The 19,104-nt window shown below is 60.9% G+C and carries 14 protein-coding genes and 1 tRNA gene; 1 reads left to right on the top strand and 14 read right to left on the bottom strand.

Annotated elements, in window-relative coordinates:
• From GRI89_RS00100 to GRI89_RS00045, 12 genes are all read right to left on the bottom strand, one after another.
• Nucleotides 1-258 (bottom strand): Arm DNA-binding domain-containing protein (locus tag GRI89_RS00100; protein ID WP_201290836.1); only part of this gene is annotated, 258 nt, incomplete at its 3' end.
• 285 nt (nucleotides 259-543) lie between these two features.
• Nucleotides 544-3,837, bottom strand: coding sequence for a DUF499 domain-containing protein (locus tag GRI89_RS00095; RefSeq protein WP_159791246.1), 3,294 nt, complete (start codon nucleotides 3,835-3,837; stop codon nucleotides 544-546).
• Nucleotides 3,834-6,764, bottom strand: a complete 2,931-nt coding sequence (locus GRI89_RS00090) for a DUF1156 domain-containing protein (RefSeq protein WP_159791245.1) — start codon at nucleotides 6,762-6,764, stop codon at nucleotides 3,834-3,836. The genes GRI89_RS00095 and GRI89_RS00090 overlap by 4 nt, the downstream gene beginning before the upstream one ends.
• Nucleotides 6,764-7,561, bottom strand: a complete 798-nt coding sequence (locus GRI89_RS00085) for a hypothetical protein (protein ID WP_159791244.1) — start codon at nucleotides 7,559-7,561, stop codon at nucleotides 6,764-6,766. Before GRI89_RS00085 ends, GRI89_RS00090 begins: the two co-directional genes overlap by 1 nt.
• 10 nt (nucleotides 7,562-7,571) lie before the next feature.
• A complete protein-coding gene (locus GRI89_RS00080) occupies nucleotides 7,572-8,453 on the bottom strand; it encodes a hypothetical protein (RefSeq protein WP_159791243.1) in 882 nt (293 codons plus the stop codon).
• Nucleotides 8,454-8,499: 46 nt separating this feature from the next.
• Entirely contained in the window at nucleotides 8,500-8,850 is a 351-nt protein-coding gene (locus tag GRI89_RS17740; RefSeq protein WP_201290835.1) for a hypothetical protein, read from the bottom strand.
• A 270-nt stretch (nucleotides 8,851-9,120) separates the two neighbouring features.
• The gene (locus tag GRI89_RS00070; RefSeq protein ID WP_328597997.1) at nucleotides 9,121-12,573 is read right to left on the bottom strand and encodes a protein NO VEIN domain-containing protein; all 3,453 of its coding nucleotides are present in this window, start codon (nucleotides 12,571-12,573) and stop codon (nucleotides 9,121-9,123) included.
• 658 nt (nucleotides 12,574-13,231) lie between these two features.
• Nucleotides 13,232-13,663 carry a hypothetical protein gene (locus tag GRI89_RS00065; RefSeq protein WP_159791240.1) on the bottom strand — a complete coding sequence of 144 codons (432 nt, stop codon included), beginning with the start codon at nucleotides 13,661-13,663 and terminating at the stop codon, nucleotides 13,232-13,234.
• 5 nt (nucleotides 13,664-13,668) lie between these two features.
• A complete protein-coding gene (locus GRI89_RS00060; RefSeq protein WP_159791239.1) occupies nucleotides 13,669-13,842 on the bottom strand; it encodes a helix-turn-helix domain-containing protein in 174 nt (57 codons plus the stop codon).
• Between the two features lie 120 nt (nucleotides 13,843-13,962).
• A complete protein-coding gene (locus GRI89_RS00055; protein WP_159791238.1) occupies nucleotides 13,963-14,556 on the bottom strand; it encodes a hypothetical protein in 594 nt (197 codons plus the stop codon).
• Nucleotides 14,557-14,764: 208 nt separating this feature from the next.
• A complete protein-coding gene (locus tag GRI89_RS00050; RefSeq protein WP_159791248.1) occupies nucleotides 14,765-15,988 on the bottom strand; it encodes a tyrosine-type recombinase/integrase in 1,224 nt (407 codons plus the stop codon).
• Nucleotides 15,989-16,154: 166 nt separating this feature from the next.
• Nucleotides 16,155-16,241: transfer RNA gene (locus GRI89_RS00045), tRNA-Leu, on the bottom strand.
• A gap of 179 nt (nucleotides 16,242-16,420) precedes the next feature.
• Here GRI89_RS00045 and GRI89_RS00040 point away from each other — a divergent pair.
• Entirely contained in the window at nucleotides 16,421-17,365 is a 945-nt protein-coding gene (locus GRI89_RS00040; protein WP_159791237.1) for a complex I NDUFA9 subunit family protein, read from the top strand.
• Nucleotides 17,366-17,368: 3 nt separating this feature from the next.
• Here GRI89_RS00040 and GRI89_RS00035 read toward each other — a convergent pair whose 3' ends face one another.
• Nucleotides 17,369-17,851 carry an NfeD family protein gene (locus GRI89_RS00035; RefSeq protein ID WP_159791247.1) on the bottom strand — a complete coding sequence of 161 codons (483 nt, stop codon included), beginning with the start codon at nucleotides 17,849-17,851 and terminating at the stop codon, nucleotides 17,369-17,371.
• Nucleotides 17,851-18,849: an SPFH domain-containing protein gene (locus tag GRI89_RS00030; RefSeq protein ID WP_159791236.1), complete on the bottom strand. Its 999-nt coding sequence runs from the start codon at nucleotides 18,847-18,849 to the stop codon at nucleotides 17,851-17,853. Before GRI89_RS00030 ends, GRI89_RS00035 begins: the two co-directional genes overlap by 1 nt.
• Nucleotides 18,850-19,104 lie beyond the last annotated feature (255 nt).

The following is a 19,104-nucleotide window of genomic DNA, read 5'->3' as shown; positions in this document are numbered from 1 at the left end:
AGCATAATCTTGGACGCGCTGGCTGAGGATCCAATTTGCGGATCTAGGCCCTCCAAAGACGCGGCTATTTGGTAATCGGCCCAGGTCCGGGCATAATCCGAGAGAGAGCTTTTTCTCCTTCCCCGAGAAGCAGAACTTCAGGTTCCATCGTTTGGAGTCATTGGGGCAAATGAGGACATAGAGCCCGCCGCCATCGCAAATCTTCCAGTCGCGGTCCTTCGGACAGGCTTGCTTCAATTGCAGGTCGGTCAGCGCCATGGCGGCCTCCTGTCAAAAACCGAGCAATTCGAGTCCCGATCGCCCCGGGGCCTAGGGGAAAGAAAGGCCCCCAAGGCCCCAGGTCGAAAATGAAATGATTCGAATGCCCGCGAACGAACAATGAGTTTTTACACCGTATTTCAATGGGTTTGAAAATCGCCAACGGACGTTGGCAGAAGAACAAATGGTGCCAGAAGAGGACTCGATACTGATGTCTATCCTATTGAAAAATAAATCTATTCCACAGTGGTATTTGAAAAAAGCCCCTAAATAGGCCCCCCATATTCACTCAAAACCTGTCGACTCCGGCTTGAACTTGAGTTGCTTCGCGTTGTCTCGAACCACCCCTACATCGTCGTCGGAGAAGCCCGCTTCCGCATTTGCCTCGACTTCCAGCGTGAGTGTGATTTGCGTTCCGGAACTATGCTGAAGCTGCGAGATCACTGCGTCCATAATCGCTTCGAGCGCGCGGATGGGTCGTGTTGGATCGAGCTCGACCGCTCCGTAGAAGCGCTTCGGCGCCGCGGGTAAATCAACGTCTTCAGGCCCCACTTCAGTCGTCGAGGGAGTTTGCGGCTCTCCGCCTGCGTCGGGATTCGGTTGTCCAGGCGAAGTCTGAGCCTGCGCTTCTCTCGCGACTTCCTCGCGTACTATTACCGCGGTGTCGGGAATGAACTCAGGCAATGCTTTCGAAATGCGCAGACCCTTGTAGTTGCCATCTTCGACCGAGTCCGCGTACCCAAAAGACGCGTCGAGTTTTGCAACCGCATCGCGGATCGCGAGATCAAGCACCGTGCGGTTCTTGATGCGCGGCAAGTGGACGTACGATGCGAACCAGTTTGCCACTTCGGCGATAGCCAGCCGTTCCTGCTCTTCCGGCCAGAGGTCTTTCAACTTCAGCCAAAGCGTATCGGCGCCAAGCTTCTCGCGCGCGATCCCATCTGCAATGACTTTCTTGAAGGTCGCATCAGGCACGCTGACCCGCTCCGCGCCGCTGATCGAAGCGTGTTCGAGATCGAATGGCTTACCTTGGGTAACGCTCTCGACCGGATAGAGAATGTGGTTCCAGGCGGTCCGGATGGCCTTGCTGGCGGATTCCTTGTTGCTGTGGGCCTTGTCCCGCGCATCGGCGGCCTGCGCCTGCGTGAGGCTCTCCTGGAGCCGCTTGTCGTCGGCGATGGAGCGCCAGGCGATTGCCTTGCGCACCACATCTCGCGCGGTCGCCAGTTGAGCCTCGTCCGCAGCAACGAACACCAGCGTATTTCGATAACGGCGCTGCCCGTTGCGACAGCGGAGAAGAGCGTCAGAAACGGCTTCGGTTGCCGCGCTCTCCCCCACTCCTCGCCCGGCGTGACAGGCAGTCGGCGACAAGATCACCAGCGCAAGGGCCTCGGCCTCGTCCACGGTCGAAGCGTCGTCCGGCACACCGTGGACCTTCACAAACCCGGCTCGATGCCCCGCCTCGTCGCGGAGGATCGATCGAATGTACTCATCGACCTCGTGTTCGGGCAGTGCGCGGGCGCGTTCGTCAGCCAGCCGGTTGAGCGTCGGCTGGGTGGAGAACCAATAGCGGCCCGCTTCCTCGTAGAGATAGGTAGCTTGCTCGCAAAGTTCGCGAAGCGCCTCCCCGAAAATCGCAAGTTGGTCACCTGGCTCGGCACAAGCGAGGCGCATCCCCTGGCCGTTCACGCCAGCGTTCGGCTGGCCCACGAGAGGGGCCGAACAGATGAATACGGCACGGGCGGCGCGAGTGGCCGCTCTCGCCTGCGAGATGCGGCGCTGTGGGTTGGATTCCTTTTGTGCGGGTAGAGAGCCGTCGCCATCGACTTCCCGATCCACGATGGCGCTGAAGGCCGGATCGAGCGGGTAGAGGATGCTGGTGCGGACCCGCTCATGCGACACCGGGACGCGCGCGGGGGTAATCAGGGGATCGCTCGACCGCTCCTGCCACAGCACCCCGATAACGTTCGCCATGAACTGCAAGACGCCGCGCGTGCGCTGGAACTTGGGGAGACTGGCCCAATCCTTCGACAACCGCTCGAACAGTTCGGGGTGGATCGGGTAAGAAAGGCGCAGGAGTTCGAGATAGCGTGCTTCCTTGGCTTCTGGCGGAAACTCGGCGGAGTTGTCGCGATACAGCTTGTGAAACGCCTTGCAGGTGTCTTCGCGCGCCTTCTCGCCCTCGGTGTCGAGCGGCTGAAACAGGCGGCGACGGATAATCTCGTAGGTCTCGTCTCCCGACGCGGGGAGCCACGCAGATTGCACGCGACCGAAGATCTTTTCCAGCCGAAGCAGCGCTTCCTTGCCCTTCTCACCGCCAGCTTCGGCCTCGCTTTCGATGAGTGAACCGATCACCAGCACGTTCGGCACCATTTTGGCGGCCTCGGTCAGCGACTGGATGAATGAGAGGAAGGACTCGAAATGCTCTTCCGAAAGCTGTCGCGCATAGACGACGAGTTCATCAAGCAGGATCAGGCTCGGCCCGGCCAGCTTGAATACTTCGACCATCAGCTCGGAGCCGGGATTGGTCCGCGACGCTTCTGCCTGCTTGACCAGCGCCAGCCCCTCGTCTCCGGCCAGACGCCAGGCCAAGAAGCCCCACAAGGTGTGAACCTTTGGGCCGTCACGAAGGATCAATGAGTCTTCGATGGCCTTCGAGGAACCGACGAACACTGCCGTCTTCGGTCGCTTCCAGTCCGACAGGTCGACAGCGAGATCGTCCACGCCTTCGAGCGTCGTGGGGTCGTCCACGCCGCACAAATGATAGGCGGCAAGCATCGTATGGGTCTTGCCGCCGCCGAACGCGGTTTGAAGGCCGATCACCGGTTCGCCGCCATCGCCGGACAAGCGTTGCAGCGCGGTTGTCAGAACGCGTTGCAGGCCGACTGTGAGAAAGGTTATGCGGAAGAAGTCGCGAGGATCGGCGTACTCCCCCGCGGCATTTCCGGAATCGACCGCAAAGAGGTCGGCGGCGAACTCGGACTGGCGGAAGCGATTCTCGAGAACGTCGGCATGTGGAAGCGCCACCTCGATCCACGGGCGCAGTGCCTTGCCGGACTTCTCTTCCTTCTCGGCTGGCAAGGGAAGTGAGAGGGTGCCTTTGGGTTCGGCTGGAGCCTTCTTGGCTTTAGGCTCGTCCGATCCAGCCGCGGAGCGCAGTTGCGCATCGTATAATGCCTTGATTGCCGCCGTTTCGGATTCTGGCGCCTTCACTGCCTTGAGCAGTTCGTGGATGCCGTCGAGGTAGCGTAATGCTTCGCTGTCCCCGAGCGGAAGTGTCAGGTGCGCAGTCGCGTTGCGCGCATCGAGCGCGGTCGAAACGAAATTGCGGACCTTGAACCGCTCGCGCTGCTGAAATGCCTGCTCGAAGGTGTAGCGCCAATTGTCGATGATTGTCTTGAGCAGGCCATAGGCGTCAAGCGGTCCGCTGTCGTCGCTGCCATGCGCTCGGCTGGCGAGTTTCTGCCACTCGTCGCCGTGCTGCTTCTTCATCCAGCCTTCGACAAATGGTGTCAGGCCAGGGCGTAGGTGATCGAGCGCCTTGCGGACGCGGTCGGTGGCGGAGTGGTCGTTGCTCATGCGGCGCCTCCGAGATCGAGCGATGATTGCGCCGGGCCAGTGGGCGTGGCCTGGGCGATGGACTGCGCGAGTTCGGTGAGGCCGTGCCATTCGGTGCTGAGTTCGTTGTAGACCAGCGCTTCGGCGGACCAGCCCTTGTCGGTGGCGATCTGGAACAGGCGGTCGGAAAGCTGCCGGGCATCGGTGCGCATCTGCGGGGGCATCTGCGCCACCAGCCGGGCGGCGGCTTCCTGCCCTCCATCTTCTGCGCGGAGCGCGCGCGCAGTGTGCTGGACGCACTCCCACACCGTCAGGCGCTTGTCGCTCAGCGGCGACCAGTCCGCGGGCATTTGCTCGCGCTGGGTTAGCTGGGAGCGGCCCCTGAGATCGGTGAACACACCCGAGGCGAACAGCGCCTGCTGCGGCACGTTCTTGGCGTTGGCGAGCGTGATCAAGTCGCCCGAAGGCTTGGCGTCGAAGCCGTAGGACGCGAACCATGCGAGCGCCACCTGAGTCTCGGCATCGAGCGCAGTGTCGGCCTCGTTCTCGATCTCGCCCCACACGCGATTGATGATCGTGAGAGCAGTCTTTACGCTCATCGCGCTATCGTCGTCCTCCAGCACCCGGTCATGGCGGCTAAAAACGCCCATGCCGGGACCGATCACCGATTGCTGCATGTCCACCGGTCCGACGCCTGCCTTGCGAATGGCATTGATTGCTTCGGGCAATTCACGCTTTAGCAAGCGTACAAAGTCGGCGCGAGTGATCGTGCCCGCGTCCGCGCGTCTCTTGCGGCAGACGAGTACAATCGACGAGGCGAGGGCGTTCGTGTTATTCCCAATCACTCGACCCCGTTTTTCGGTGTCGAGCGGCCAAGTTCCGTCTAGAACAAGGTCGCTATCGACAATCGCTTGTAAGAAGGATGCCCAGCCCGCCGAAGTCACACCACCTTCGCCGGCCTCGGACTGCTTGTATGCATAGTAGATGGTGAGCGGTTCGTCATCACGAGCAGCTTGACGCATCGCGCCGATCGCGTCGCGCATCCCATTCATGAAGAACTCTGCGGCTCGATCTTTTCCTCCATGCCGATATGCCGTTGCAACCAATTCTTGGTCCTTAGGCACAGCGAGGCGTCGAAAGAGCCCGGGCCACACTCCAGTCAGTGTCCTTCGCATCCAAACGTAGAAGAAGTCTGACAAGTCAGCGTAGGCGATGTTATCGTAGTACGGGGGGTCTGTCGAAAACACGGTGGGGCTAACGCTGAAGCCATTCTGTGCGGCATCGACCATGTCGATTTCTGATTGGACACGATCTGGAGCCAGAGCTTCAAAGCCCTTCACCATTCGGTCGAACAAGCTGGTGTAGCTACCACTGCTCCCCGAGAATACATTAACCTCGGCGTAGTCCCAGGTCATGGGTATCGCCTGCCGCGCGAAAACCGAGCGCATTTGTGCGTTAGCGCTATTCCAACCGCAAATTGATGCCGAATGATTTGCCAACTGAGTTATTAGGAACGCAACGTAAGTCGCAATCGCATCAGCATAAGCCGTAATGCCCTGGCCGCTTTCGTGTAGAGGGCGAGTGTCATCATCAAGGTCAGTTGCGCGAGCATCAGCCAGTACCCGTTCGCGCGTTTCCTCCACCAAATCTGACAATGTGGTTAGAGCAACGAGCTGGCGCGGCGTGAAAAGTTTCCCAAAGGTGGTCAGGCCGTACCCGTAACAAGTTCCGCCGGTTAGTCTCGCTGGAACAGGCTGGTCCAGTGCGCCTTCCCGGGCCTCAATAACGCGTTCATCATTCGCCAACGGGATAGTCACATTCTCGTGTTGTTCGCTCGGTGAGAGGTACACGCGCGCACGATCACCTTCTGCCACTACGGCCATTAAACGGGCGCCCAAGCGATTAGCCATCCCCTCGGCCTTTATGTGGTCTCCCTCTATCGTTGCGCCGGTTAGAACGCAGGAGAAACTAGAGCCTCGGCCCGCCCCCTTGGATCCAGACTTAAGCCGATCTTCGTCCGCCTTCAGCAGTTTCCCACTATGCACTTCGAATCGCCAACCATCTGGCGCGGTAGGGTCGATCACGGGCTCAACCCACGCCTTCTTTCCTTCCTTAGTCGAAAGCATGAAAGATGAGACTAGCGGGACCATTGCGCCCTTCGCCGCCGGATCGGGCGAGCGCACCGTGCGCGCCCAGAGCCAAGCGATTACGGTCGCCTCGGAGCCATCGGGCAGCGTGGCCTTGGGATAGAGATGGCCGATGCGCTTTTCCGCCTCGTCGCGCATCCATTGCCCATAGTAGCGCACGTCCTCGGCGAGGCCCTGCGCGCCCTTGCCGTTCCAGCGCCCGCCGCGCTTCAATTCGGCCTGCGCCACGGGATTGACCGGCGGCTGCCCGGCGAACTTGGGCGGAATCTCCACCAGCGCCTTGCCGATAAGGACGGCGACCGGGTTGAGGTCCGAGCCATAGGCGCGCAGCCCCAGCCGCTGCGCCTCAAGAGGGATCGACCCACCGCCCGAGAACGGATCGTAAACCGGCGGCGCCTTGGTCTGGAGATAGTCGAGGATCGCCGTGGTATCGCCCTGCGGCGGCGGTTCCTCGCCCAACCCCCAGGCGACCGAGCGCGCGATCTCCCAGCGCGCGGCGTTGAGGATGCGCTCGTCGTTCGAAGCTTCCCACGGCACCATGTCCGCGATCACCTTGTGCAGCCGCTCGCGCTCGGCGTCCTGCTCGGCCTCCGTCGGGAAGCGGTCGGGCCAAGCCGAGGGATCGTCCACCAGTTGCGCAAACAGTACCGCCCGGCACGCCGCCAAGGGCCGCCGTGCCCACCACAGGTGCAGCGTCGAAGGATGCCCATGCCGGATCGACTTCTCCCGCGCCGACGCCTTGTTGATCGCTTCGAGCGGTATGGAGACTTCGATGAGTTTCTTGCGGGGGGTGGTGGTCATTAGTCTTCTTTGTCGATTCGCTTGTGTTCGGCGATGAGGTCTTCGAGGCCCGTAACACGCATCAGGATGCGTTCGCAGTCGTTCACGTCGATTGCCTGTGCACCGAATACCAGTTCGCCCACGCCGTTCGTGGGATAGTGGTCGTAGAAATCCAGGTTCACGTTGAGGACGCAATCGCTCGGAATGGCGCGCAGACGCTGCCTGATCTTCCGTTCGGATGGCAAGTTACCTTCCGCCGCCTGCTCAAAGACAGTCACAGCGTAATCGCGCGCCTTTGCCAACGCTCGCCCCGCGGCAAAACTGTTGGCGCCGAACTTGACGCAGTATCCGCAGTAGCGCTTTTGTAGCCGATCAGCGTGACGGGGAGCGTGAACTGGACTGCCCGAACTGTGCGTCAGCCACCAGGCGCTTCCCGCGACCAATTCGCGACAGAGTTCGAGAGGAATGTCGTCACCTTTCGTCCTGAGCCATTTGCGTCCCGAACGCACGTCGCGGGATGCTTTGGTGTAGGACGAGACCTTGCGCTTCTTTTCCCTCTGACGCAGCCGCAGGAGTTCCTCGATCAACTCCTCGTTGACCTCTCCCGTCAGAAACTCTTTGCCGCACTTGGTGCAGTGACGCTTCCGCCGAAACCAGGCAATGTCAGGCTCCTTCACGAAGAACCACTTCCGCTTACCTTCACCCAGCGGGCGAGGGATTCGGAGGGACCGGGCGCGCTGGAACTCCTTGCACTTGGGGCAATAGATTTGCAGGGGGCCTCGCCAAGAACCCGAGGATTGCGGTGCTTCTTCGGTCACCTCTCCCTCCTCAATCTTTTGGTTGTGCAATTACAAGCTGCACACCCAATCCGATCCGCGCGATCTCTCGGGCGACATAAAGCTCTTCAGAAACGCGCGCCTCTTCCTCTCCTGGGGCAATCTCGACGGTTGCCTGACGCCGCAGGCGAAATCGCTCGCGAATGGCTCCTTCGTCGATCTCGATTATCGGCTGGGGCGTTCCTTCGACCTCGAGTTCCACGGCGCCAAGTTCCTCGCCTTCTAGCGCTCTCCTTCGGACAGCCTTGAGTTCCGGAGCAAGGTGGGGCGCCAAGTCCACCAGTCGCGGCGTCTCCTTCATGTGCAGCTTCGCAATCAACTTCTTCGCTACTGCGTCGAAGTCATTGAGTGGAATCTCTTGGGGGTCTGAGCAAAACCAGCCTTGAGTGTCCCGGGGCCGATAGGAAACGACATGGGGCTTGTCGTCCGGAAGGGCACCAATAGCGGATGGAGAAATCAGCGCCGACCTTCGGTGCACCTCGGCGCTATTGTAGGCCGCGTTGAACTCTCGCGAGTTCCTAAGCCGCGGCGATGCGTAGAATACCGATCCAGGATGACGGCTCTCTAGGTCGAGCAGGAGTTGATGCTGATCCGAAAGATCGCGGCGCATGAGCGGCATCCGAAAGAACTGCGGACGCAGCGCACCGCGCGTCAGTGCGACCTCTTTGGCGCTCCGTCGAACCATCCACTCTGGCAATTTGAATTGGAAGAAGAGAGGTAGTGCTGGAAGCTCGATCCGTACGTCGTACCCCAGTTGCCCCTCCTCGATCAGGTTCGGGAACTGCGGTGCAGAGGTTGGCGCCTGAGCTGACCTGCGAATGAGGTTTTCGGTAAAGGCATAGCCGAACGAAAACTCAGAATATCCGAGTTTCATGACGACCTCTCGCCATCGGTTCGTGATCTGGCCCCTCGTAACCCCGTCACTTCACTTCCTCCACATCCCCACCCTCACCGACGAAGATTGCGGTCACTCCAGTCCGAGCTTTCGCCAAGGGCGGCAGCCGCTCCCAGAGTCCACGAAACTGCTTCATGTCAGGGAAGGCGATCGAATAGCGAGCAGCGCTTTCGTCCATTCGCTGAAGCGTTTCGCCCATTGCGCAAAGAAAATAGGTCACTCGCATTGGCGGACTTGAGCCGCAGCCCTTAGCTTCAATAATCCAACGCTCGCTGTCGCGGGTGGCCAACACGTCAATTCCGCGTATTTTTCCCCACGCGATCTCGACGGCCCAACCGTTCGCGATCAACCAGGTTTCAAGCGCTTCCTTGACCATGTCCTCGGAAAGAAGGCCTTCAACGGCGCTGCGGTTAGCTTTGCGGAGCGCAACGGGAGGAGGGCAGTCCGATAGGAAGTTCCCGATCTTCCCGTCTGATCTTTGCTGGCGGACGAGTGATCCTCTGCCTTCCAAGAGCCGACACGTCTGATTGATCTGCGATGGGTGCGTAGATGTGCTAAAAAGCCGATCAGTGATCTCTCGATCTGTGGCGCCAGGGATGCTCTTGATGAGTTCGATGATCCGATCCGCGAGTGCCATGATTTCCTCTCAGTTCGGCGCGTCACCCAGAGTGAGAAGCTCAGCGATATTGAAGACGACCGCCGTTTCGGCAAAGCCCAGGTCTCGGTCGAAGAAGTTGCGAATGTAGACCGGCTCGCTGGCGAAGCCACGATCCACGCGGACCACCGCAAGCGCAAATTGCTCAGGCGAATTGAGTGAGGCGAGGATTTCGTTCTTGGTCAGAATGATCTCGCGACCTTCCGCTTGGCGCCCTTTGACTTCGATGAAGCGAAGATGGCCAGTGGTGCCGTCGCGGCTCTCAATGTCCCAGCCCTTCTTCTCAGCGGCCACGTCGCGTGGAAGGTGCCCAAGCGTCCTTTCGGCAGCGATTACAGCTTCCATAGCCAGTCGCTCGGTCTCGGCTCGAGTGAAGGGGTCAGGTTCCCTTGCGCGATCCCCGCCCATGTCCTCGCCTTCAACCTTGGGACGCAGCAGCGCTCCCGGGATGATGAGCGCGGCACCTTTCACTACCGGAGGAAGCGCTGCGATCTGACGCTCCGCGTCGAGTTCGCTTTGTCGCTTATGCAAGCGTTCGACTAGCCGGGCAGCCGTGGCTTCGGCGTTCTGCGCATTGATGCGCTGATCCTTGCCTGCCCGCTCTTCTTCACGAAGGCGAGCCGCCCGAGCATCCCAGTAATTGATCTCGCGAGTCAGGCGGGCGCGTACCTCGCGCTCGATCTTGTCGATCTCGGCCTGGCGGCGTGTTCGCACTTCCTGAAGGTGTTCAGGGACGAGTTCGGCAATCGCATAGCCCAGTGCGCGCTGCTCCACGTCTTCCGAAAGCCAAGGCTTCTTGAGCAGATCGCCAATCTTGCTTCGCTCTTCAGGCAGGATTGGGCGGCAATCCAGATAAGGCGCCGGGCCGCCATCCTCTGCGGAGCCGTCTTCCTTGAGCAGGATGAATTGCAGGCGCTGCGAGATCGCCCGCGGTTCTTCGCCACGCACTTTCCGGCCATCACGGATCGCGTGTTCCAGATACACAAGAAGTTGCGGTTGATCGCTCTCCGAGGCTTCGTCCACGAGGATCGAGCCTTGCGATAGCAGTGGCTGGAACCGCTCGAGAACCACATCGACCAGCGCTTCGAGCAGAGGATGACCTGGCGCGAGCAGCTCGGCTTGCGGCTGGCCGACAATGTACGCCTTATCGAATGTTACCCTGGCATAGCGGTCCAGAACCGGGTCCGCCCTGCCGATCAGCCGGTCGCGCTCCTTGAGGATCGGCGGAACCCGGGTGATTTCGTACCGGCCCTTCTCGCGGGATGAAATGCGCCCGCCGAGCATTTTAAAGGCTTCGCGAAAGAAGGCTCCGATGAAGTGGGGCTGGAGGCGCTTCGCTTGCGCACGCTCCATTTGCTCGCGGATTTCGGAGACCGACGCTGCGCTCATGCCTTCGGTCGTCAGCTTCCGTTCTGCAACCAGCGTTTCGATGGCGGCTACATCGACCGCGCCCTCGACCTTCCGGAAGAGTTGCGCCTTGATCTCCGGCTGGTCGCCATAACGAATGGCGTCGACCAACAGGTCGCGAAGGGCATGTCCTTCGAAAAGTTCGCCCAACACGTCGTAGACCTTGCCGCCAAGTGCGGAGCGAGCCTCTTCCAGCTTCTCGAGCAGGCGCCGATAGACTTCGCCTTCGCGCGTATTGGTCGCGCAGAGATTCCACAGGTGACATACCTCGGTCTGACCGATGCGGTGGATGCGCCCGAACCGCTGTTCCAATCGATTGGGATTCCAGGGCAGATCGTAGTTGACCATCAGATGCGCGCCCCGTTGAAGGTTCACGCCTTCTCCAGCCGCATCGTTGGCGATCATCACGCGGACCTTGGGATCGGAATTGAACGCCGCAATCGCCGCACGCCTTGCCTCTCGCGCCACGCCCCCGTGAATGACCGTCACGGCTTCCGGGTCTCCAATCCTCGCCGCGATCTTGTCGCGTAGGTATTCCAGTGTGTCCTTCGGCTCGGTAAAGATCAGAACCTTGCGGCGAAGTCCGGTCGCCGGATCGAGCATCAGCGGTTCATCGAGGATCGACTGGAGTTGCTGCCACTTGGTGTCTTCGCCAGACAGCTTCAGTTTGAGCGCCTGCTGTTCAAGGTGTCGCAGGGTCTCGATCTCGGCTTCCAGTTCGGCGATTGTCGATGCGGCGCTCGCGCGATCGACTATTTCCTCTTCCGCCTCTTCAGCTTCATCGCCGGGGACCTCATCGAGATCGTCTGGATCGTAGTTCGGAAAAGCCTCGGCTCGGCTAAACGCGGGTCCGCCGCCCTGGCGAAAGAGCGATTCCTCGCGCAATCTTTCCTCCATGCGCTTTCGGCGCCGTTCGAGTGACCGGTGGATAGCTGCGGGAGACGAGGCGAGCCTACGCTGGAGGATTTGCAGCGCAAAACCAACGTTCGAGCGCCGCTTGTCGTCACCTCCGCGATCCGCCCGGTTCATTTCCTCACGGACGTAGGTCGTCACTTCCTGGTAAAGCTGAGCCTCGGCAGGCGAGAGATCATAGCTGGCAGTGTAGGCGTGTCGCTCCGGAAAAAGCGGGGTCCCATCGAAACGAAACAGTTCTTCCTTCGTCAGCCGACGCATCATGTCGGACACGTCGGCCTTGTGTACCCCTTCGCGGAACCTGCCTTCGAATCGGTCCGAATCCAGAAGGCCCATGAATAGCTGAAAGTCAGCTTCCTTACCGTTGTGCGGCGTAGCCGACATGAGCAGGAAATTCCTGGTTAGGCTGCCGAGAAGCTTGCCCAGCTTGTGCCTCTGCGTCTCCTTGACCTCGCCGCCCCAATAAGATGCCGACATGCGGTGGGCTTCGTCGCATATGATCAAATCCCAATCCGAGGCCGCTTCCAACTTCGCTTTCAACTCATCTGATCGCGCTGCCATGTCGAGCCGGACGATTAGGCGCGATTTCTCGATGAAAGGATTCCCGGTTAGCGATGCCTCCATCTGGACCCGAGTGAGAATGTCGAAACCCAGGCCGAACTTGTCGGCCATTTCTTCCTGCCACTGCTCGACCAGGCTGCCGGGCGCGACGATCAAGCACCGCTCGAGGTCGCCACGAATCAAGAGTTCCTTGATCAGCAGCCCAGCCATGACCGTCTTACCTGCGCCAGGATCGTCAGCGAGCAAGAAGCGGAGCGGCTGGCGCGGTAGCATTTCACCGTAGACCGCCGTGATTTGGTGAGGGAGCGCTTCGACTTGAGACGAAGTCAGCGCCAGAAAGGGGTCGAACAGATGTGCCAGCCGGATGCGATATGCTTCGGAGGCGAGGCGCAGAAGCGCGCCATCGGCGTCAAAAGCGAAAGAACTTCCAACTTCCTCGAGTGTGAACGAGCTTTCCTCTCCGCGATAGAGTAGCCGCTCGTAAACTTCGCCGTTCGCCCGATAGACCACATTAACCGCGTCATTACCGAATCGAGCTACGGAAACGATCTCAGCAATACCCACAGGGGTCAGACCTCGAAGCCGTGCTCCCGGCTTTAGTTCCTCAAATGCAAGCAATCTTATCCCCCATGGGATTGAGCTGTAAGCGGTCGCTTCGGAAAAGCTTCCATCAGAACCTATCGAATCCCGCCGGAGGCCGCGAAGCGAGAAAGGAACCCAAAGTTCGCGATCGCCAGAGACACCCTCCCCCGGGCATTCAAACGAGTGTAATCTAATGATTTTAGGAGTGCAGCACAATTCTCGCCAGCGGCCATTTTGTTGGGGTAGCAGTGGGGTAATCGATGGTGTTCGGGCTGGTGTATCCCGGTTCGAAGCGGGTGATCTTTGCTGTTCCAAGCCGTGGTCTCTTCTCCCATTCGCAAGCGGCTCCCCGCGCGCGCGCGCGAGATTGTCCCAAATGCATATTGGCGGTCATCGACGAACGCCATGCTCGTCCATAAGCCGCAACGCGGGAGTGAGTTCGACGCCGTATGGCCATGAGGCTGCTGCGCTTCGCGATTTGAGAACTACGCTACGCAGCCCCATGGCTTAAATGTAGATGTGTCCTGTTCAGCAGGACCGGCGAACGACGCTGCGGAACTCAACTGGTCCGGAAAATCCGTACCTAAGAGAGAAGTTGGCAGGTCAGAGACCGGATTTTCCGGACCAGTCACCAGGAAAATCAGGACCGCAGTAATTCAGGTTTCCAGCGCATGAACTCCTTGGTCGGTGGCTCATCGGCTGCTCGCTCCCAGGTGATCCGCCATTCGCTTGCACGCCTGCTCGATGGGTCCTTCATGTTGAAGCCCCCGGAGCGAACGCAGACGATGAAGCCCTTCCCGACAAGTTCCTTGAAAAAGCCGTTGACTGTGTCCTTGTCCTTCATGTTGAGGGCAGCACAAGCTTCGCGGACCCCCAAGCCAATATGGCCGTTGTTTGAGCCGTTGTACCTGCGGATGATCTCGGACAGCAAAGCTCTCGGTCCGGGCTTCAGCGAGCGGTAGGCTGGGCTGTCGAATACGAAATTGGGAATTCGTACGAACGGCCCACTCCTCTTCGATCGACCATTCGAGCGCACGCCACGGCCAGCGCCGCTCAGGCGGCGCCCTTTCACCACGTCTAGTCCTCGCTAGCCGAGTTGATGAGACGGCGGATGGATTCGCCTTTGACGAGCGTGCGGCGCCCCAGCTTGAAGGTTTCCAACCGCCCTTCAGCGATCAACGCATAAATGGACGTGCGCCCGAGGCTCAACGTACGGGCGGCTTCATTGATCGAATAGGCGAGCTTTTCCATCGACTGTACTCCTTTGCTCGCGCGGCGAATACCAGCGCGTGCGCAAGGACATTGCGGAATGCGTTCGACATGTCGGACGGTAAGGCCAAGATCAGGCCGATAATCCGGCCCTAGACAAAATTAGGCCTTCTGGGCCTCATCCCAAATGAGCTTTGCGTAAGGCCGCAGAGTACTCTCGGCGGGCTCCGAGTCCCTGGTCAAAAAGTGGGCTTGTAACGCCGCCTCAACGTCTGCCTGATTTTCCGGCTTAAGATCACCGCGGAAGATTTGTCCAAAAACGGCGATGATAGCAGCTGGCCAATCGTACTTTGGCCTTCTGCCGACCTGAGCTACGAGACTGCTTCTTGCTGGCAATCGAGCGGATCGGAGACTCGCTTCAAGTTCCCCACATGAAAACTGGACACCGCGCAATTCGAGCCAGATCAACCCGTCCGGGCCGTAACAAATGCCTGAGAGTCTGCCCAACTCCCAATCTCTTTCGCCTTCAGTCATGCCGCCGTAGTTGTCCCAGAACCATTCAGGGATTGGCCAATCCCGCTCCTTCCAGTCCCAGCTCATGAAGTTGTTATAGTTTTTGGCGCCTCGAGCGGACGTAGCTATGCTTCTTACCAAGCCCATGCTCGCCAGCTCGATGATGAATTCGACCGCCCTTTGCTGGCCGTCGGATTCAGTCATTCTCTTGGCAGCATCAGCAGAGATCCATTGTTCGGCCATGTGCGCGAATATGTGCGCTTGATCGCGATCTGCAAAGATCACTTTGAAATTCGCAAAGCGCCGATCTACGCGGTCCTGACGTTCGAGAGTGCCGCACTAACACGAACACGCCGCTCCTGCGATTGCGCCATACCCACATAGGGCTAGCCCAAACCGCCAACCGCGCCAGCACCCTCTACGCATGATCGCGGATCGAACCGTTGAGAATTTATCCAGCGTTCCTGTCGGTAAACAGCACAATGTCAGCACCGTTACGAAGCTGATCGAGATAGTCGCTCCACCATTGCGCCATTTCTACCCGCTCGAGCCAATGCGTACCTCGGTGGTAAGCGGCTCGCACTTGGTTGCGGTCAGCGTGTGACAACGCACGCTCGATTGCGTCGTAGCTCCACTTGCCGCTTTCGTTCAGCAGTGAGGAAGCCGTTGAACGAAAACCGTGCGCAGTCATTCGATCCGATCCATAGCCCAGGCGGCGAAGAGCACCATTGATCGCGTTTTCGGACATTGGTTTGAGCGACGAGCCAAGTTTCGGAAAAACGTATCGCCCACCACCCGTCAATTCATGCGCTTCGCTGAGGATGGCGAGCGCCTGCCGCGACAGCGGAACACGGTGCGCATGACGCTGCTTCATGCGCTCGGCTGGTATGGTCCAGACCGCATTTTCAAAGTCGATCTCAGTCCATTCGGCTTGCCTGATTTCGCCGGGCCGCTGGAAAACATGGGGCGTGAAGCGAAGAGCCAGGCACGTCACCGGCTGGCCAGAGTATTCTTCGATAGCCCGCAACAAGCCGCCGAAGGCTACTGGATCGGTGATCGCGGCATGATGCTTGGCGACGGGCGACACCAGCGCCCCCCTTAGCGGTTGCGCCGGATCGCTCTTTGCCCTGACGGTCGCGACAGCATAGCGAAAGACTCTGCTTGCGAAGGAACGTAAGCGCCTCGCCGTTTCGCGATGCCCGGCACGTTCGGAAGCTTTCAAGACTGCCAATAGCTCGTGCGGCGTAATCTCGCCGATCGGCCTAGAACCGAGCGCGGGCGACAGCTTAGAAAGAAGCCACCGGGTTTTCCCGATTGTCGCGCCCGCGCGACCCTCGGCTTCTATTTTGGCAATATACTCTTCGGCAATGGCGTCGAACGTGTTCGCGGTCGCAAGCTTCTTGGCGATCCGCCTTTCCCTCTTGACGCTGCTGGGGTCGCTACCCGACTGGACAAGACGCCTGGCTTCGTCCCTCTTTGCGCGTGCCTCCTTCAGACCGATTTCTGGATACGATCCCAAGGCGAGCTTCTTTTCCTTGCCGCCGACTCGAAACTTCAGGCGCCAAAGCTTCGAGCCCGTCTTGGTAACGAGAAGATAGAGGCCCTTCCCATCGGCAAGCTTCCAGTCATTGTCGCGAGCCTTGGCTTGCCGGATGGTCGTGTCAGTGAGGGCCATTTGCTCCGCCTCCCTTAATTCGCCCTTTTGAAGGGCCCCCAAAAAGGCCCCCAAATCTGTCCGGTTGTCGGCGGACGCCAGCAACCGAAGGCGGTCAATCAAGCGGCTAAACTAAAGGATTTCTGCGGTTTTCTCAACCATTCGCGGGCAATCGCGATCAGGGAAATGGTGCCCAGAAGAGGACTCGAACCTCCACGCCCTTGCGAGCGCCGCCACCTGAAGACGGTGCGTCTACCAATTCCGCCATCTGGGCACGGGCCGCGCGGTCGTCGTAGGCCGAGCGGCGGGTAGGGGCGGGCCGATAGCGAAGGGCTGGCATGCTTGTCAAAGCAAAAGTCGGCGGCTTGCGGTGGGCGGCGCGTTGCGGCATGGCGCTCGGCGAATATCGGCCCATGCGGAACCGGCCGCGGGCACAAGGGATTGGCAAGGATCATGGCGACCTACGGACCGCTCGAAGACAAACTGGTGGTGCTGATCGGCGGCGGCGGATTCGTCGGGCGGCACCTCGCCCAGGCGCTGCTCGAGCGTGGCGCGCGGCTGCGGATTGCCGACCGGCACCCGGAAAAGGCCCATTCGTTGCGGCCGCTGGCCAACCTCGGGCAGATCCAGTTCGCCCGCTGCAATGTCGCCGACCGGCGCAGCGTCGAGATGGCGATGCACGGGGCGAATGCGGCGGTGTACCTCGTCGGGGCCTTCTCGGGCGACCTCGAGACGCTGCAGGCCGACGCCGCCGGCTGGGCCGCTGAAGCCGCCGCCAGGAACGGCGCTGAGGCCTTTGCCTATGTCTCTGCCATAGGCGCCGATCCCGAATCGGAGAGCGGCTACGCCTCGACGAAGGGGCGCGGCGAAACGCTCGTGTCCAAGGCCTTCCCCAAGGCAACGATCGTGCGCCCCTCGGTGATGTTCGGCGAGGACGATGCCTTCCTCAACATGTTCGCCGGGCTCATCTCGTCGATGCCGGTGCTTCCTGTGTTCGGACCCGAGGCGAAGGTCCAGCCGGTGTGGGTCGACGATGTCGCCGAGGCGCTGGCGAACGCGTTGGCCGACCCGGCGGCGCATGGCGGCAAAACCTACGAGCTGGCCGGACCGGAGCAGGTCACGATGTTGGAACTGAACCAGCGCATCGCCGCGGGCCAGGCGCGGCATCGTAGTTTCGTGCCGATGCCCGATGCGATCTCGGGCTTTTTCGCCGCGCTGCCGATGGCGCCGATGAACGGCGACCAGTGGCGCATGCTCAAGGCCGGCAATGTCGCCGGCGGCAAGCTGCCGGGGCTCAAGCAGCTCGGCGTGCAGGCCCACCCGCTCGGGTTGTTCCTCGACAAGTGGATGGTCCGCTTCCGCAAGCACGGTCGCTTCGGCGACGCGCGCGCGGCCTGAGGATCAGGCTTCGGCGGGCGGCGCGGAACTCTCGCCCAGCAACGCCACCGGTTCGACCAGCAACGAAGCGCCGTCCGTCCCGGTGATGCGCACGCGCTCGCCCGCGGAAACGTCCACTCCGCGCGCAATCCATTCGCTGTCGCCGATGCGGACCCGTCCGCTGCCGTGCTCGATCGCGGTGACGACCAGCGCGGTCTCGCCGACCAGCCGCGCGCCGCGGCGGTTCATCAGCGGGTCCGAGCTCTCGATCGGCTTGTCGCGAAGGAAACGCCGTGCGGAGAACGCGGCAATCAGTGCGAGGAACACGAAGTCGACCACCTGCAGCGGCACCGAGATGTCGAACACGGCGGTCAGCAGGCCGGTGGCGAGCGCCGCGACGGCGAGCCAGATCAGGTAGACTCCCGGCGCGAGCATCTCGAGTGCGGCCAGCACCAGGCCCAGCGAAAGCCAGACCCAGTGGGCTTCGAGGCCGTTCAGCCAGTCCATCATTCGCCGCCGGTTCGCGGGATCGCCGCGCGCGAGGCAACGCGCGGCAGCGGAGTGCCGGTATCGACCGTGGTGGCCGGATTGGTGCCGCCACCCAGCGCCTCGCGCGCCAGTTCGCCGATCCCGCCGAGCGTGCCGATCAGCTGGGTCGCCTCGACCGGGAAGAGGATGGTCTTGGCGTTGGGGCTGGTGGCGAACTTGCCGACCGCCTTGGTGTATTCCTGGGCGATGAAGTAGTTGATCGCCTGGTTGCCGGATTCCGAGATCGCCTGCGAAACGGCGCGGGTCGCCTCGGCCTCGGCCTGGGCGGCGCGCTCGCGGGCCTCGGCGTCGCGGAAAGCGGCCTCCTTCTTGCCCTCGGCCGATAAGATGGCGCTTTGCTTCTCGCCCTCGGCGCGCAGGATGCGGCTGGCGCGCTCGCCCTCGGCTTCGAGGATCTCGGCGCGCTTGAGGCGCTCGGCCTTCATCTGGCGTGCCATTGCCTCGGAGATGTCGAGCGGCGGGCGAATGTCCTTGATCTCGACGCGGGTGATCTTGACGCCCCACGGGCTCGTCGCGTGATCTACCACGCTGAGCAGGCGGGCGTTGATCTCGTCACGCTTCGACAGCGTCTCGTCGAGGTCCATTGAGCCCATCACGGTGCGCAGGTTGGTGGTCGTCAGCGCCATGATCGCGGCATAGAGGTTGTGCACCTCGTAGGCCGCCTTGCCGGCGTCGAGCACCTGGAAGAACACCACCGCATCGACCCCGACCATGGCGTTGTCGCGCGTGATGATTTCCTGTCCGGGGATGTCGAGCACCTGTTCCATCATGTTCACCTTCTGCCCGACGCGGTCGATGAACGGCACGATGATGTGCAGGCCCGGGTCGGCCGCCTTGGTGAAACGGCCGAAGCTTTCGATGGTGTAGACGTAACCCTGCCTGACCACCCTGACGGCGGTCATCAGGAACACGAGCGCGGCGAAAACCAGCGCGCCGAGGCCAATCTCCAAACCCATGATGCTCTCCCTCTGCGACAGCGTACTACACTAGCCCGCGCCCCTTTGGCGGCCAAGCGAAACCGGACAGGCGATTGCGGGGCGCGAAGTATGACCCTAGGAGGCACCGGACCGAGTCAACGTCTCGGACGGGAGAGGATCACCAAGCATGCGAATTTCCGCCACTTCTACGCTCGCCGCCATCCTGGTTTCGGGAGCGCTTGCGATGCCGCTTGCGGCGCAGGACGCCCCTACACCGGCGGCCCCCGCCGCGCA

The sequence above is a fragment of the Croceibacterium salegens genome, assembly GCF_009827435.1.
GTDB classification, from domain to species: Bacteria; Pseudomonadota; Alphaproteobacteria; order Sphingomonadales; family Sphingomonadaceae; genus Croceibacterium_B; species Croceibacterium_B salegens.
This window is presented reverse-complemented; position numbering and strand designations above follow the sequence as displayed.

Bases quoted from the DNA above. Each gene is read 5' to 3' on its own strand.
- GRI89_RS00055 (WP_159791238.1), bottom strand. From the start codon at position 14,556: ATGGCCGAACAATGGATCTCTGCTGATGCTGCCAAGAGAATGACTGAA.
- GRI89_RS17740 (WP_201290835.1), bottom strand. From the start codon at position 8,850: ATGGTCAAGGAAGCGCTTGAAACCTGGTTGATCGCGAACGGTTGGGCC.
- GRI89_RS00050 (WP_159791248.1), bottom strand. From the start codon at position 15,988: ATGGCCCTCACTGACACGACCATCCGGCAAGCCAAGGCTCGCGACAAT.
- GRI89_RS00040 (WP_159791237.1), top strand. From the start codon at position 16,421: ATGGCGACCTACGGACCGCTCGAAGACAAACTGGTGGTGCTGATCGGC.
- GRI89_RS00035 (WP_159791247.1), bottom strand. From the start codon at position 17,851: ATGGACTGGCTGAACGGCCTCGAAGCCCACTGGGTCTGGCTTTCGCTG.
- GRI89_RS00060 (WP_159791239.1), bottom strand. From the start codon at position 13,842: ATGGAAAAGCTCGCCTATTCGATCAATGAAGCCGCCCGTACGTTGAGC.
- GRI89_RS00080 (WP_159791243.1), bottom strand. From the start codon at position 8,453: ATGAAACTCGGATATTCTGAGTTTTCGTTCGGCTATGCCTTTACCGAA.
- GRI89_RS00090 (WP_159791245.1), bottom strand. From the start codon at position 6,764: ATGACCACCACCCCCCGCAAGAAACTCATCGAAGTCTCCATACCGCTC.
- GRI89_RS00030 (WP_159791236.1), bottom strand. From the start codon at position 18,849: ATGGGTTTGGAGATTGGCCTCGGCGCGCTGGTTTTCGCCGCGCTCGTG.
- GRI89_RS00095 (WP_159791246.1), bottom strand. From the start codon at position 3,837: ATGAGCAACGACCACTCCGCCACCGACCGCGTCCGCAAGGCGCTCGAT.